Here is a 14,913-nt window from a genome sequence, read left to right as displayed (position 1 = left end):
CCCGGACAGCCGGTTTCACCCCCCTTGGGATTCCCATGCATTCACCGCAATCACAGCCGCGTCGGCGCACCTGGTGGGCACAGCGCATCGTCAGCGGACGCTATGTCGTCTTCGCCATCGTCGCCCTAGTCACCGTCATCCTGGGCCTGCAGCTCCAGCACCTGCGCTTCGAGGAAAGCGAAGCGTCCTACTTCGCGGCGGACGACGCGCGGCTGCTCGCAGTCAAGCACTTCGAGCGCACCTTCGGCAACGACGACAGCGTGGTGGTGCTGGTGGAAAGCCCGGAGGTCTTCTCCAGCGCGCTGCTCGGCCGCGTCAAGGCGCTGGCCGCCGCGCTGGAGCAGGACACGCCCTATGTGCGCGAGGTCTCCTGGCTGGGCTCGGCCGAGGTCATGAGCGCCCAGGGCGACACGCTTCATGTGGGAGCCCTCTTCAAGGACATCCCCAGCGCGCCCCAGGACTTGGCGCGGCTGCGCAGCCGCGCGCTAGCCGACCCGGCCCTGGCCGGGCGCTTCGTGTCCGACGACGGCACGCTGACGGCCATCGTCGTGGAGCTCAAGGCCTATCCGGGCGACCGCGAGATGCAGCGCAAGGAGGTCGGCCCGGCCGTCGCCGAGATCGTGGCGCGGTTTCCCGACCTGCACACGCACCTGATAGGCGGGCCGGTCATGGCCCAGGCCTTCGACCAGCTGGTGGGCGAGGAGATCGGCCGCTTCGGGCTGATCGGCCTGGGGCTGTTCGGCACCATGCTGCTGGTGCTGCTGCGCAGCTTCAAGGCGGCGCTGATTCCGCTGGTGGTGATGGCACTGTCCGTGGTCTGGACCTTTGCGCTGGCGGCCGTCTTCGGCTGGCCGATGACGGGGCTGGCCGCCATGCTGCCGACACTGCTGGTCAGCATCGGCATCTGCGACAGCGTCCACGTCATCGCCGACTACCAGCAGGAGCTGGAGGGCGGCACGCCCCATCCCGATGCCGTGTCGCGCTCGCTGGAGCGGGTAGCGGTGCCCATTTTGCTGACCACGCTGACCAATATGGCGGCCTTTCTGGCCTTCGGCGGCGCGCCCCTGAAGCCGATCAACCAGCTCGGCGTGCTCGCGGCCGTGGGCATCGTGCTGGCGGCAGGACTGTCGCTGGTGCTGGCACCGGCCCTGCTGGCCAGCGGCCGCGCGCTGCGCCAGGCGCGGCCCGCGCCACAGCGTGAGGGCCAGCACGAAGGCAGGCTGGACCGCCTGCTGCAACGCACCATCGGCTTCGCCATGACCCGGCCGCGCACGGTGGCGCTGGGCTTTCTGGCCGCCACCGTGCTGGCGGTGGGCGCGGCGCACCGCGTCGAGCCGCAGACCAAGACCGTGGAGAGCTTCCCGCGCGGCGCGCCGCTGCGCCTGTCCTATGAACTGATGGACCAGCGCATGAAGGGCGCGATGGCGGTGGAGCTGGTGCTCACCGCCCCCAAGCCCGACGGTGTGCGCGAACTGGACTTCCTGCGCCGCATGGCGGCGCTGCAGGCGCGCATCGCCACCCACCCGATGGTGACCGAGACGCGCTCGCTGGCCGATGTGGTGGCGCGCACCAACCAGGCCCTGCACGGCGACGACCCGGCCTGGAACCGGCTGCCCGACACGCCCGAGCAGGCCGCGCAGTACCTGTTCCTCTACGAAACCAGCGGCGGCAAGTCGCTGGAGCGGCTGATGTCCTTCGACGGCGCCCAGGCGCGCGTCACCGTGCGCACCCGCAGCCTGGACTCGCGCGACCTGCGCGAGCTGGAGGCCTTCATCGATCGCGAGGCCACCCCCCTGCTGGCACCCGACACGCGCCTGGCGGCGGCCGGCAACTTCGCCCTGGTGGTGGCGCTGTGCGATCTGATCGTGCAGGGCGAGATGCTGAGCTTCGGCCTGGCGCTGGCGGCCGTCGCCCTGCTGCTGCTGCTGATCCTGCGCTCGCTGCGGCTGAGCCTGATCGCGCTGGTGCCCAATGTGCTGCCGGTGGTCTTCGCCTTCGGGCTGATGGGCCTGCTGGGCATCCCGCTGCACCTGCCGCTGATGATGCTGGCGCCGGTGGTGATCGGCGTGGCGGTGGACGACAACGTGCATTTCTTCGCCCATTTCCGGCGCCACCTGGGCGAGCTGGGCGACCAGGCCGCCGCGCTGCGCGCCACCGTGCGCCACATCGGCCGCGCGCTGCTGTTCAACTCCTCGGTGCTGTTCATGGGCTTCGGCGCCTTCGTGTTCTCGCAAAGCACGGACCTGTCGGAGTTCGGCCTGGTCGCGGCCTTCGCCTTCCTGTGCGCGCTGGTCAGCGACCTGCTGCTGGTGCCGGCCCTGCTGACGCTGTTCCCGCCGCGCGTGCCGGTGCCCGTAATGCCGTCGCATGCCCAGGCCCAGTCGTAGCCCTCTGCGCGCCAGCTGGGCCGGGGCCTGGGGCGGCGCCTGCATCGCCCCGGCCTGCATCGCCCTGGCCTGCGCCACTTCCGGTGCAGCGCAGGCGGAGCCCGCCACCGCCGATGCCGGCGCATCCTGGACCACCTCGGGCCACCTGATGTCGCAGCTGCGCTCGCGCCTGGACGACGGCCATGCCATGAGCGCGACGCAGCGCGCCTGGTTCGAAACCCAGTGGAAGTCGGGCCCGCTGTCGCTGCTGGCCTCGGCCTATGTGGACTGGGACCCGCTGGCCACCTACCGCCACTCCACCGTGCGCACGCGCCTGCACGAGCTGACGCTGGGCCGCGACCTCGGCGCCTGGCGGCTCGACGCCGGACGCCGCAGGCTGCGCTGGGGCGCGGCGGACGGGCGCAGCGTGCTCGACCTGGTCAACCCGGTGGACCTGTCCGACCCGTTCGCGGGCGGCATGCGCAACACCACGCGGCTGCCGTCCTGGCTGGCCACGGCCGAGCGCGAAGCCCTGGGCGGGCGGCTGCAGCTGGTGTGGGTGCCGCGTGCCGGCGTCGGCCGGCTGCCGCAGGCCGGCAGCCCCTGGGAGCCAGAGGCGCTGCGCCAGCAGCGTGCGGCCTCCGGCGCCTCGCCCACCCGCGTCGAGACGCCCGCGCGCCCGGAATACGGCGTGCGCTGGATCCGCTACGGCAACGGCTTCGACCTCGAAATGCTGGCCTACCAGGGCCATGCGCGCGAGCCGCTGGCCCTGGGCGGAGGGCGTTTCGCGGCGCCTGCCGTGCGCACCCTGGGCGCGGCGGTGCAAGGCGTGCTCGGCAACCACGGCCTGCGCGGCGAGATGGCCTGGGAGCCCGATGCCCCGCTGGTTTCGACCAACACGGGCGCGCTGGGACGCTCGCCACGCGTGCGGGCGGTGCTGGGCTGGGACCGCCAGTTCGACGACGGCCCCTACTTCAACCTGCAGGCCTACTTCGACCGCCAGGCGGCCTCGCCGCTGAACGGAGGCCGCAGCCAGCGGCGCCACGGCCTGACCTACCTGGTGCGCGAGCGCTTCCTCGACACCAGCCTGGAGGTCGGCCTGCGCGGCGTGCTGCAAAGCAGCGACCGCAGCGGCTCGGCAGAGCTGTACGCGCAATGGCAAATGGACGACCAATGGCGTTTCGATGCCGGCGTCATGCGCCTGTGGGGCAATGCCGCCAGCGAATACGGCATATGGCGCGGACAGTCCTCCTTTTATCTGTCCGCACGCCGTTCCTTCTAGCACCAGGCTCCGTCACGACCCCTTATCCGCCCCCGAAATACTTGACAAGCTTATGCCAATAGATCTTAATGAGAACCATTATCAATTCATGGAATCGGGCGGCATTGAAAATCAGGCTTTCCATTGCGGATGTGTTCGGACTGCCACCGGAACAGGCGCGCTTCGACACGTCGGAAGTGGCCACCCCGGTCAGCGGCCAGGTCTGGCAGATTCCGCCCGAACATGGCCACGGCCGTGTCTTCATCTCGGCCCTGCTCGGCAATGCCAGCCTGGCGCTGATGGAGTCCACCTTCCACCGGGACACAGAGATCTACGCCGAGGTGGTGGCCCAGCCCAATCTGAGCTTCACCGTCTGCCTCGAAGGAAGCCTGGTCAACGACACGGCGGGCAGCCCGCCCGTGCGCATCGGCCGCCAGGAGACGTTGTTCGCGCGCTACCCGGCGACCACGGCGCGCACCGACAGCCATGTGAGTTCGCACTTCAAGGGCGGCGAGCGCGGCTGCTTCCTCACCATCCACCTGAGCCCGAACTGGCTGGAGTCGGCCGAGGAGAGCTTCGTGCTCGAACGGCTGGGCAACACCCTGTCGCACGGCGTGCACAACTCCGGCCTGGCGTCGCAGTGGATGCTGGCCGTGGCGCACGAGGTGGTGCAGTGCACGCACCAGCCGCACATCCAGTGGCATTACCTGTCGGCCAAGGTGCTGGAGCTGTGGTCGCACCAGCTGGAGCTGCTGCGCAAGCTGTCGCTGCCGCGCACCGTGGCGCCGCGCATGAAGGCGGCGGACCTGGCCTGCATCCACAAGGCCGCCCAGATCCTGGTCAGCGAGATGTGCAATCCGCCGACCCTGATCGAGCTGGCCTGGCGCGTGGGCATCAACGACAACAAGCTCAAGTCGGGCTTTCGCACGGTCTACGGCACCTCGGCCTTCAGCTTCCTGCAAAAGCAGCGCCTGCAGCGCGCGCGCCAGCTGATCGGCGAGGAAGGCGTCGGCGTGATGCAGGCCGCGCAGATGGTGGGCTTTCGCAGCCCCAGCCATTTCTCGGCGATCTTCAAGGAGGCCTTCGGCGTGTCGCCCAGCGGCCTGTCCCTGGCCCCGGACACGGCCTCGCCGCCGCCCTCCTAGGCGCGCGCGTGCACAGCGGCGGCCTCCCAACCACCCCCACGGAGCAGCCGAACCCATGAGCACCACCCCCTTGTCCGATACCGCCGCAGCCGCCGAGGCGCGGCCCGGTTCCGCCAGCCTGCTGCGCCTGGCGCGCACCCAGCTGCCGCTGACGGCGGCCGCCAGCCTGCTGTCGCTGCTGGCCGCCCTGGTCCAGCTGGTGCCCTATGGCGTGCTGTATTTCATGGCCGTCGAGGTCTTTGCCGTCCAGCCGGATGCCGGGCGGCTGCGCCAGCTGGCCTGGATCGCGCTGGTGGCGCTGCTGCTGCGCTTTGGGTTCGCGGCCGGCTCCAGCCTGCTGGCCCATGTGGCGGCCTTTCGCGTGATGCACGACGTGCAGCTGCGCATGGCGCACAAGCTGTCGCGCGTTCCCATGTCCTTTTTCTCGCGCCATGGCAGCGGCGATCTGCAAAAGGCCTTCATGAACGACGCGGTGGCGCTGGAAGGCTTCATCGCCCATGGCCTGCCCGACATGGTGGCGGCGCTGACCGTGCCGCTGGCCACCACGCTGCTGCTGTTCACCGTGGACTGGCGCCTGGCCCTGGCCTCGGTCGCGGTGCTGCCCGTGGCCCTCATCCTGCAGGGCCTGTTCTTCGGCCGCCAGGCGCGCGCGCGCATGCAGGAGTGGCATGCGGTGCAGGCACGCATCAACACCGCCATGCTCGAATACCTGCGCGGCATCCATGTCATCAAGACCTTCGGGCTGGGCGCGCGCTCCTTCAGCGAATTGCGCGATGCCATCCACGGCTCGGTGCAATGGCTGTCGGACTACACGCGGCGCATGCGCGCCGTCTGGGTCGGCTTCACGGCCCTGCTGGGCTCCAGCCTGATCGCCATCGCCCCGCTGGGCGTGTGGCTGCACCAGCGCGGCGAGGTCAGCCTGCCGGTGCTGCTGCTGTTCATCGTGCTCGGCCCCCAGGTGCTGTCGGCCTTTCTGCGCCTGACCTATGCGGGCGGCGACCTGATGCGCATCAGCGAAGGCCTGCAGCGCATCAATGCCATCCTCGACAGCCCGGAACTGGACGCACGGGGCGCCACCGGCAGCGCCGGCCTGCCCGCGGACAACGGCCTGTCGCTGGAGGGCGTGGGCTTCAGCTACGACGGCCGCGCCATCCTGCAGGACCTGAACCTGCAGATACCGGCCGCGCAGATCACGGCCCTGGTCGGCCCCAGCGGCGCCGGCAAGACCACGGTGGCACGCCTGGTGGCGCGCCTGTGGGATGTGGACGCCGGCAGCGTTCGCCTGGGCGGCGTGGACCTGCGCGACATGCCGCTGGACGCGCTGCTGGACCGGGTCTCCCTGGTGTTCCAGGAGGTCTTTCTGTTTGCCGGCTCGGTTGCCGACAACCTGCGCCTGGCCTGCCCCGACGCCACCGACGCGCAGCTGCAGGAGGCCGCGCGCCTGGCGCGCGCGCACGAGTTCATCTGCCAGCTGCCGCAGGGCTACGACACCGTGCTGGGCGAGCGCGGCGCGCGGCTGTCGGGCGGCGAGCGACAGCGGCTGTCGATCGCCCGCGCCCTGCTCAAGCAGGCACCCATCCTGGTGCTCGACGAGGCCACGGCCTTCGCCGATCCCGAAAACGAGGCGCTGATCCAGGACGCGCTGGCCGAGGTTTTCCGTGGCAGGACCGTGCTGGTCATCGCCCACCGCCTGGCCACCGTGGTCGATGCCGACCGCATCGTGGTGCTGGACCAGGGCCGCGTCGTCGATCAGGGCCGGCATGCCGAGCTGCGCGCGCGCTGCCCGCTGTACCAGCGCCTGTGGGCCGACCAGCAGGAGGCCGCGCACTGGGAGATCGGCGCCGCCGCGCAGCGCCAGTACCGGTCCCCGCAAGCTCCCCTTCCCAGCCTTTCCCGCGAGACACTGCCATGAACCTGCTTGAACTCCTGCGCCTGGGCGACGACCTCTCGGGCAAGCGAGACCCCCGACTGCTGCAGGGCATGGCCCTGGCCGTCGGCGAGGCCCTGGCCGCGACCGCGCCCTATCTGCTGACCTATGTGCTGCTCGACGATCTGTTCGCCGGCCAGCTGTCGCTGCAGCGCACCGGCTGGCTGGTGGCCGGCATCGCGCTGGCCCTGGCGGTGCAGATCGGCTTCGGCATCCCGTCGGTGTCGCGCATCTACGGCGCGGCCTACGGGCAGATGGGCGAGGCGCGCATCCGCCTGGCCGACCACCTGCGGCGGCTGCCCATGGGCTTTTTCTCGCGCCGGCGCGGCGGCCAGCTGGCCGGCGTGCTGACCAGCGACATGGCGCTGATCGAGGATATCTGGTGCCACTTCATCGGCCTGTTCACCGTCTCGGCCGCCCTGCCGCTGTTCATGGGCCTGGCGCTGGTGGCCATCGACTGGCGCATGGGGCTGGCCATCTTTCTGACCCTGCCGCTGGCGGTGGTGGTGCTGCTGGGCGCGATGCGCCGCATGGACCGCGAGACACGGGCCCTGGTCCAGGCCTCGGACCACGCCAAGAACGCCAGCGCCGAGTATGTGCAGGGCATTGCCGTGCTGCGCAGCTTCGGCCGCCAGGGCGAAGGCCTGGAGCGCCTGCGCCTGGCGCTGGCGCAGCTGCGCGACGCCGCCATACGCATGGAGACCGGCCCCGCCCCGCTGATCCACGCCTTCAGCTTCATCACCGAGGCGGGCTTCGTCTGCGTGCTGCTGATCGGCAGCTACCTGCTCAGCGGCGGCACGCTGGGGGCGCCGGCCTTTCTGATGTTCGCGCTGCTGGCCATCACCATGACGCGCCGGCTGTCCGACCTGGGCATCACGCTGTGGCTGCTGCGCTTCGCCCACAAGGGGCTGCCGCGCGTGCGCAACCTGCTGGCGCAGGCCCCGCTGGCCGAGCCCGCGCAGGCCGAGGCGCCGACGCACTTCGAGATCCGACTCGATGGCGTGTCCCTGGCCTACGACAGCGCCGCCGATGCCCGGCATGCGCTGCACGACGTCAGTTGCACCCTGCCCGAGCGCTCGCTGACTGCCATCGTCGGGCCGTCGGGCGCGGGCAAGACCTCGCTGATGAATGTGATCGCGCGGCTGTGGGAGGTGTCCGAAGGCAGCGTGCGCATCGGCGGCATCGACGTGCGCGCCATGCCCTTCGAGGACCTGCACCGCCATGTGGCCATGGTGTTCCAGGACGTGGTGCTGTTCTCGGGCACGGTGGCCGACAACCTGCGCGTGGGCCGGCCCGATGCCGACATGCAGGCCCTGATGGCCGCTGCGCAGCAGGCCCGGGCGCATGACTTCATCATGGCCCTGCCCCAGGGCTACGACACCCCGCTGGGCGAAGGCGGCGCGCGCCTGTCGGGCGGCGAGCGCCAGCGCATCGCCTTTGCCCGCGCCATCCTCAAGGACGCGCCCATCGTGCTGCTGGACGAGGCCACGGCCAGCCTCGATGCCACCCATGAGCGCGAGCTGCAGCAGGCCATCGACCGGCTGACGCGCGACAAGACCGTGGTGGTCATCGCCCACCGCCTGCGCACGGTGCGGCATGCCGACCAGCTGCTGGTGCTGGAAGGCGGCCGCCTGGTCGAGCAGGGCCGCCACGAGGTGCTGCTGGCCGCCGGCGGCACCTATGCGCGCCTGTGGCGCAGGCAGTCGGAAGTCCGTGGCTGGAAGCTTGCGGGCCAGGATCAAGCCAAGGGCGAGGCCGCCCCCAGCACCACGACGGCGACGCGGTAGACGGTGCCCTGCCCGGCAACGGTACCGGACCACGCGCCGCGCATGGGACGGGCAGACGTGCCATCCGCAGGCCGCACCGAGAAGCGCTCGGGGCCGTCGAAACAGACCTCCAGCGTGGGAAAGCCGTGCGCCAGGCCCCTGCCCTCGGCCTTGGTGTAGGCCTCTTTTGCGGTCCAGCTGCGCGCCAGCCGGTCTCGTCGCTGCAACGGATGCATGCCCGCCAGGGCTGCGCATTCCGCAGGCGACAGGAACAGGCTGCGCGCCTCGTGCATGGCATCGAAGTGCTCCACGGCCTCGATGTCCACTCCCGGCTCCGAGCCATCGCGTGTCAGCGCGATCACGGCGCAGCCACGCGCATGCGACAGGTTGAAGCGCAGCAGCGGCCGCGCGTGGCCCGGGCACAGGGCCGGCTTGCCGAACGGCCCGCGCACGAAGCGCAGCTCCTGCGGCACGCAGCCGCATTCATGCGCCAGCAGTTCGCGCAGCCTGGCATGCGATGCCACATAGACGGCCTGGTCCGCTGCGTGGACGAAGCGGCTGGCACGCGCCGCTTCATCGGCGTCCAGCCACGACGCCATCTGCCGCAGCCGGCTGGGTGTCGCGCATACCGGAACCAGGACCACCTGCGGTGCAGGCAAGACCGCAGGGGCCGGCGGCTGCGCCAGCACGTTCATGCGGCGGCTCTGAGCGGCGCTGCCTGCACGTCGTTCACACGGGCACGGTGTTGCCTGAAGAGCTGAAAGCGCTGCTCGCCGATGCGCTCGCGCATCTGCGGATTGCGGATACCCAGGCCCTCGGTCTGGGCCAGGCACAGCACGCCGAGCTTGCCGACATGCCGGTTTTCCTTGACCACGGCCACAGCCTCGGCGGCCTGCTCCAGCGGGTAGGAATGCGAGACGGTCGGATGGATCTTGCCCAGGCAGGCCAGGCGGTTGGCCTCGTAGGCCTCGCGGAAGTTGGCGCCATGCGAACCGATGATGGATTTGACGTGCATCCACAGGTAGCGGTTGTCGTAGACATGCTGGTAGCCCGTGGTCGAGCCGCAGGTCACCACCTTGCCGCCGCGCCGCGCCACGAAGACGCTGGCCGAGAAGGTCTCGCGCCCGGTGTGCTCGTAGACGATGTCGATCTCCTCGCCGCCCAGCAGGCGTTCGGCCGCGCCCCGGAAGGCCACCAGCTGGCGCATGTTGAGTTCGCCGTTGTCCTTGATGAAGCCGCCGCGCAGCCGGGAGCGGTCGATCACCATCTCGCAGCCCAGCTCGCGCACCAGGGCCGCCTTCTCGGGGCCGGAGACCACGGCCACCGGACGCCCGCCGCCGTTGAGCACGTACTGGATGCCCACCGCGCCCATACCGCCCGAGCCGCCCCAGATCAGGACGTTGTCGCCCTGCTTCATGCGCGCGCCGTTGCGCGACACCAGCATGCGGTAGGCCGTGCCCGAGACCAAGGCCAGCGAGGCGGCCTCTTCCCAGCTCATGTGCTCGGGCTTGGCCATCAGCTGGCTTTCCTGCACCAGGCAGAACTGGGCCAGGCCGCCGAAATTGGTCTCGAAACCCCAGGCCCGCGCATCGGGATCGAGCAGCGGATCGTCGTGCCCGGCCGGATCGATCAGGCCGAAGACGCTGGGATTGACGGTCACGCGGTCGCCCGGCTTCCAGCGCGTCACGCCTTCGCCCACGCGCACCACCACGCCGGCCGCGTCGCTGCCCAGGATGTGGTAGTCCTGCTGGTGCAGGCGCCCGCGCGGATGGCTTTGCGCGTACTGGGCCAGGAACTGGTGGGTGGACAAGGGCTCGAAGATCGCCGACCAGACGGTGTTGAAGTTGATGCCGGAGGCCATCACGGCCACCACGGCCTCGCCCGCGCGCGGCTCGGGGATGGGCACCCGCACTGGCTTGAGCGAGCGGCGCGGGTCCTTGTCCTCGGTATCCATGCCGACGAACATTTCCTGGTCCTCGCGCAGGGTGGCCAGCGCCTGCATGGACTCGGGCAACCGCAGGTTCGCAAAATCGGCGCTGCTGGCCTGGGGTGACTCGATCATGTCGAGCAGGGTGGTGAGTTCGGTGGACAGCTTCATGCGAAGGACTCCTGGGTCAAATGGGGGGTCAAATGGAGGGCCAGCGTGCGGCCCACCAGGGCCGGCACAGACAGGGCCGGGTCGGAAAGGTAGAAGTGACCGCCCCGGAAGCGCTGCAGCGCGAAGCCGGCGTGCGTGTAGGGGGCCCAGGCCTGCACTGCCTCCAGCGGCGTCACGCCGTCGTCCGTGGCAGCCAGGGCGGTGATCGGGTGTGGCAGGGGCTGCCAGCTGCTGCGGTGCCAGCGCTCGATGAGTTCGAGGTCGGCGCGCAGCACCGGCTCCATCATGGCCATGTAGTCCGGGTTCTCCAGCACGCTGCGCGGCGTGCCGCCGCGCGCGCCCAGGGCCGCGAGGAACTCGGCCCGGGGCAGGCCGTGGATGGGCGCGGCGTCGGCGATGTGCGGCGCCCGGCAAGCCGACACCCACAGATGCACCGGCGTGCGCCCCATGCGCTGCAGCGCGCAGACCAGCTCGTAGGCGACCACCGAGCCCATGCTGTGGCCGAACAGCGCGAACGGCTGGTCCAGCCAAGGCCGCAGCTGCGCCGCCAGTTCGGCCACGAGCACCGTCATCTGGCGGTAGGCGGGCTCGCCGATGCGGTTCTCGCGCCCCGGTGCCTGGATGCGGCAGACCTGCACGCCGGCCGGCATCTGCGCCTGCCAGCCGCGGTAGAACGAGGCGCCGCCGCCCGCATGCGGCAGGCAGAACAGGCGCAGGCGCGGCTCCGACGTCATGGCCTCGGCCTGGATCCAGTTCCTGGACGGGCTCATTGCGCCAGCTCCTCGGCGGCCGCCTCGGCCACCAGGTGATCCACCCACTGCCCGACCTGGCCGGCCTGCATGCAACTGAAGTGATCGCCGGCGATGTCCGCCGTCACCAGCCGATCGCACAGGCCGTGCCAGGAGGCGGCGGCATCCAGATCGGCCGCGGCGCTCTGGCGGGCGCGCAGCAGGGTCACCGGCACCTCGCCCAGCGCGCGCGGCACATGCCGCGCCACTGCCTCGACATGATGGCGGAACAGCGCGAAGCGTGCCTCCAGGCCGTCGGCGTCCCTGCCCGTGGCGGCGGCCAGTTGGTCCACAGCCCGCTGCAAGGCCGGCCCGTCGGCGGCTGGCAGGCCGGCCAGCCAGGCCGCCAGCTGCGCCTGCGTGGCGCCCGGCGCCGGCGGCGCCACCAGCCCGTCGGGCCAGGCCTGGGCCGGCGCCGGCAGGCCCAGCCCGGCGGCGAACAGCGCCAGCGTGGCCAGCGGCCGGTCCACCAGGGCGGACGGCAGCGGCACGGTGTCGATCAGCAGCAGCCGCTCGACGCTTTCCCCCGCGTCGCGCAGCTGGCAGGCGGCCTCCCAGGCCAGCACGCCGCCCGAGCTGAATCCGCACAGGCGGTACGGCCCCTGGGGCTGCACCTGGCGCAGCGCATGCACATAACCATGCGCCATGGCCTCGATGGTCAGCGGCGGGTGCTGCGGCGACTGCAGGCCGTGCAGCACCCGGCCGGCCTCGCCCAGGGCCTGGGCCAGGGGCTGGAAGACGGACACCTCGCCATCGCTGCCGTGGAAGCCGAACCATGCGCATTCGCGGCCTGCGGGCCGGCCCGGCGTCAGCCGCACCACCAGCTCGCGCGGGCCCGGCGCCGCCCCTCCCGCGCAGGCCGCCATGGCCGCGAGTTCGGGCTGCGCGAACACCTGGCGCACCGACAGCGCCATGCCGTGGCGCTCCTTCATGCGCACGCACAGCCGCGTGGCCAGCAGCGAATCGCCGCCCAGTTCGAAGAACTGGTCGCGACGGTCCACGCCCGGCAGCGACAGCAGGGCGCACCATTCGGCGGCCAGCGCCTGCTCGGCAGGCGTGGCCGGCGGCTGGCTCTCGCGTGGCGCCACCGCCTGCGGCTGCAGCGCGGGCAGCGCGGCGCGATCGACCTTGCCGTTGGCGCTCAGCGGCAGGCGGTCGAGCACCATGCAGTCGGCGGGCACCATGTACTGCGGCAGGCGTTCCTGCAGGAAAGCGCGCAGCGCCTGGCCGTCGATGGCGGGCGCGCCCTCGGCCGGCACCACGTAGGCGGCCAGCGCCTGCTTGCGCTGCGACGCGGCCCCCGCGCGGCTGCGCCCGCCATCGCTGCCGATGGCCAGCACCAGGGCCTCGCCCACGGCCGGATGGGCGCGCAGGGCCGCCTCGATCTCGCCGAGCTCGATGCGGTAGCCGCTGACCTTGACCTGGTGATCGCGCCGGCCGAGGAATTCGATGTGGCCCTGCGGATGGAAGCGCCCCAGGTCACCGGTGCGGTACAGGCGCTCGCCCGTGGCCGGATGCACGATGAAGGCGGCGTCGGTGCGCGCGGCATCGCCCCAGTAGCCCATGGCCAGCCCGATGCCGCCGATGTACAGCTCCCCCACCACCCACTCGGGGCAGGGCTGCAGGGCGCCGTCCAGCACATGGAAGCCCTGGTTGGCCAGCGGCCGGCCGTAGGGAATGCTGCGCCAGTCGGCCTGCACGCCATCGACCCGGTGGTGTATGGACCAGATCGAGGCCTCGGTCGCGCCGCCCAGGCTGGTCAGGCGCGCCTGCGGCGCCGTCGCCTGCAGCGCCTGCGGCAGCGACAGCGGAATCCAGTCGCCGCTGAGCAGCACCGTGCGCAGGCTGCGCAGTGCCTGGGGGTCGCTGCCGGCCTGCTCCAGCAGCATCTGGCACAGCGCGGGCACGCTGTTCCACACGCTCACGCCATGGCGCGCCATCAGGGCCAGCCAGTGCTGCGCGTCGCGCAGGCCGTCGGCCTCGGGCAGGACCAGGCAGGCGCCGGCCGCGAAGCTGCCGAAGATGTCGTGCACCGACAGGTCGAAGCTCAGCGCCGACAGGCCCAGCAACCGGTCGCCGGCACCGATGCCGAAGCGCCGGTTGATGTCCAGCACCGTGTTCAGCGCCCCCCGGTGGTCGATCATCACGCCCTTGGGCGTGCCGGTGGAGCCCGAGGTGAAGATGATGTAGGCCAGTTCGCCGGCCTGCGCGGCATGCCATGCGAAGCCCTGCGCCTCGGCCGCACAGGCCTGCAGGGCATCGGCACCGGGCACCTGCAGCATCTGCAGCCCGTCGGGCCAGGCCAGCGGGGCATCGCCGGCGCCGACGATGGCATGGCGGATGCAGCAGGCCGCCAGCAGCGCCTGGCGCCGCGCCGCGGGCCACTGCGGGTCGATGGGCACATAGGCCGCGCCCGCCGCCAGGGCGCCGATCACGCCCAGCACCTGCTGCCAGCCCTTGGGCGCGACGACCGCCACGCGGTCACCGGGCCGCACGCCGGCCTGGCGCAGGCGCCAGCCCACCCATTGGGCGCCATCGTGCAGCGCCTGGTAGCTCAGCTGCTGCTCGCCGGAGATCAGCGCCGTGCGCTGCGGCGTGGCGGCCACCGTCCGGCGCAGCGGCGCCAGCAGGTCCATGGGGCCCTGCAGCAGCGCAGCATCGGCGGTGTCGTTGTAGTCGGCGCGGCGCTGTGCCTGGGCGGCCGGCAGCGCCACCGGCGCCACCTCGCCCCAGGCCGCATCGCTGTCGTCCGCCAGGCGGTCCAGCAGCTGGCAGTAGGCGCCGAACATGGCGTCGAGCAGCCCCTCGGGGAACAGCGCATCGACCGTGTCCCAGCAGACATTGAGGCGCCCGCCATGGTCGTGCACATGGTTGTCCATCCACACCTGCGGCGTCTGGCTGATGGTGTAGACCAGCTCGCCCAGCCGGCCAGCCTGGCGCTCGCGCTCGGCATGGCCGGTGTCGGCCTGTTCGGCCAGGCCGAAGGTGCTGGTGAAGACCACGGGCATGGCAGCGCGCTGGGCGCCGTCGCGGCGTGCGATCTCGCGCATCACCTGCACGCCGGTGAAGCTGTCGTGCGCCTGGTCGCGCAGCAGCAGCTGCTGCAGCTGGCGCGCGCGCAGCTCGAAGGGCAGCGCGGCATCGCCGCCGGCGGCCAGCAGGATCAGCGAGGTGAACTCGCCCACGATGTCGTTGACCTGGGGATGCACGGGCAGGCGGTTGAAGGTCGGCACATTGAGCGTGAAGCGCGGCGCGGCGCTCCAGCGCGCCAGCACCTCCGAATACACGGCCAGCAGCAGCCCCGAGGGGGTCAGGCCGGCGCGCTCGGCGCCACGCTGGCGCAGGCGCTGCCAGGCGGCGGGCGCCAGGCTGTACTCGCGCCGGCCAAAGCGCGGCGCGCGCAGCTGGGCCGGGTCCATGGCCAGCGGCAGCTGGGGCGCCGCCGGCAGCTCGTCCAGGCGCTGCATCCAGTAGTCGCGGGCACGCGCATGCTCGGCGCCCTGGCGGTGGCGCTGCAGCGCCTGCGTGTAGTCGCGAAAGCCCAGGCCCAGCGGCGCCAGCG

Annotated in this window: 9 protein-coding genes (1 of these 9 cut by a window edge); 5 read left to right on the top strand and 4 right to left on the bottom strand. The window is 71.5% G+C overall.

What is annotated here, in order from left to right; all coding sequences use genetic code 11:
* Positions 1 to 35 precede the first annotated feature (35 nt).
* The 5 genes from ACFPFG_RS32695 to ACFPFG_RS32675 all read left to right on the top strand — a co-directional run bounded on the left by ACFPFG_RS32695 (position 36) and on the right by ACFPFG_RS32675 (position 8,486).
* Positions 36 to 2,387, top strand: coding sequence for an efflux RND transporter permease subunit (locus ACFPFG_RS32695; RefSeq protein WP_183021976.1), 2,352 nt, complete (start codon positions 36 to 38; stop codon positions 2,385 to 2,387).
* Entirely contained in the window at positions 2,368 to 3,648 is a 1,281-nt protein-coding gene (locus ACFPFG_RS32690; protein ID WP_197956111.1) for a hypothetical protein, read from the top strand. The genes ACFPFG_RS32695 and ACFPFG_RS32690 overlap by 20 nt, the downstream gene beginning before the upstream one ends.
* Before the next feature lie 104 nt (positions 3,649 to 3,752).
* Entirely contained in the window at positions 3,753 to 4,772 is a 1,020-nt protein-coding gene (locus ACFPFG_RS32685) for a helix-turn-helix transcriptional regulator (RefSeq protein ID WP_183021974.1), read from the top strand.
* Between the two features lie 55 nt (positions 4,773 to 4,827).
* Positions 4,828 to 6,684, top strand: coding sequence for an ABC transporter ATP-binding protein (locus tag ACFPFG_RS32680; RefSeq protein ID WP_380110028.1), 1,857 nt, complete (start codon positions 4,828 to 4,830; stop codon positions 6,682 to 6,684).
* Entirely contained in the window at positions 6,681 to 8,486 is a 1,806-nt protein-coding gene (locus ACFPFG_RS32675) for an ABC transporter ATP-binding protein (RefSeq protein ID WP_380110026.1), read from the top strand. The genes ACFPFG_RS32680 and ACFPFG_RS32675 overlap by 4 nt, the downstream gene beginning before the upstream one ends.
* On the opposite strand, the gene ACFPFG_RS32670 is transcribed toward ACFPFG_RS32675, so the two are convergent.
* The 4 genes in view from ACFPFG_RS32670 to ACFPFG_RS32655 are tightly spaced (each overlapping or abutting the next) and all read right to left on the bottom strand, a layout consistent with a single transcriptional unit that may run on beyond the window.
* A complete protein-coding gene (locus ACFPFG_RS32670; protein ID WP_374617694.1) occupies positions 8,438 to 9,160 on the bottom strand; it encodes a 4'-phosphopantetheinyl transferase family protein in 723 nt (240 codons plus the stop codon). The genes ACFPFG_RS32675 and ACFPFG_RS32670 overlap by 49 nt on opposite strands.
* Positions 9,157 to 10,563, bottom strand: coding sequence for a crotonyl-CoA carboxylase/reductase (ccrA, locus tag ACFPFG_RS32665; RefSeq protein ID WP_183021970.1), 1,407 nt, complete (start codon positions 10,561 to 10,563; stop codon positions 9,157 to 9,159). The genes ACFPFG_RS32670 and ccrA overlap by 4 nt, the downstream gene beginning before the upstream one ends.
* Positions 10,560 to 11,333 (bottom strand): thioesterase II family protein, encoded by a 774-nt coding sequence (locus ACFPFG_RS32660; protein ID WP_183021969.1) that lies wholly within the window; start codon positions 11,331 to 11,333, stop codon positions 10,560 to 10,562. Before ACFPFG_RS32660 ends, ccrA begins: the two co-directional genes overlap by 4 nt.
* A protein-coding gene (locus tag ACFPFG_RS32655; protein WP_380110023.1) for an amino acid adenylation domain-containing protein crosses the window boundary here: on the bottom strand, positions 11,330 to 14,913 show its 3' portion. Its footprint extends 6,271 nt past the window's final position; the window shows 3,584 of its 9,855 coding nt (coding positions 6,272-9,855); its start codon lies beyond the right edge, outside the window; the stop codon is at positions 11,330 to 11,332. The genes ACFPFG_RS32660 and ACFPFG_RS32655 overlap by 4 nt, the downstream gene beginning before the upstream one ends.

It is taken from the genome of Delftia deserti (genome assembly GCF_042653485.1).
Lineage (GTDB): Bacteria > Pseudomonadota > Gammaproteobacteria > Burkholderiales > Burkholderiaceae_C > Comamonas > Comamonas acidovorans.
This window is presented reverse-complemented; position numbering and strand designations above follow the sequence as displayed.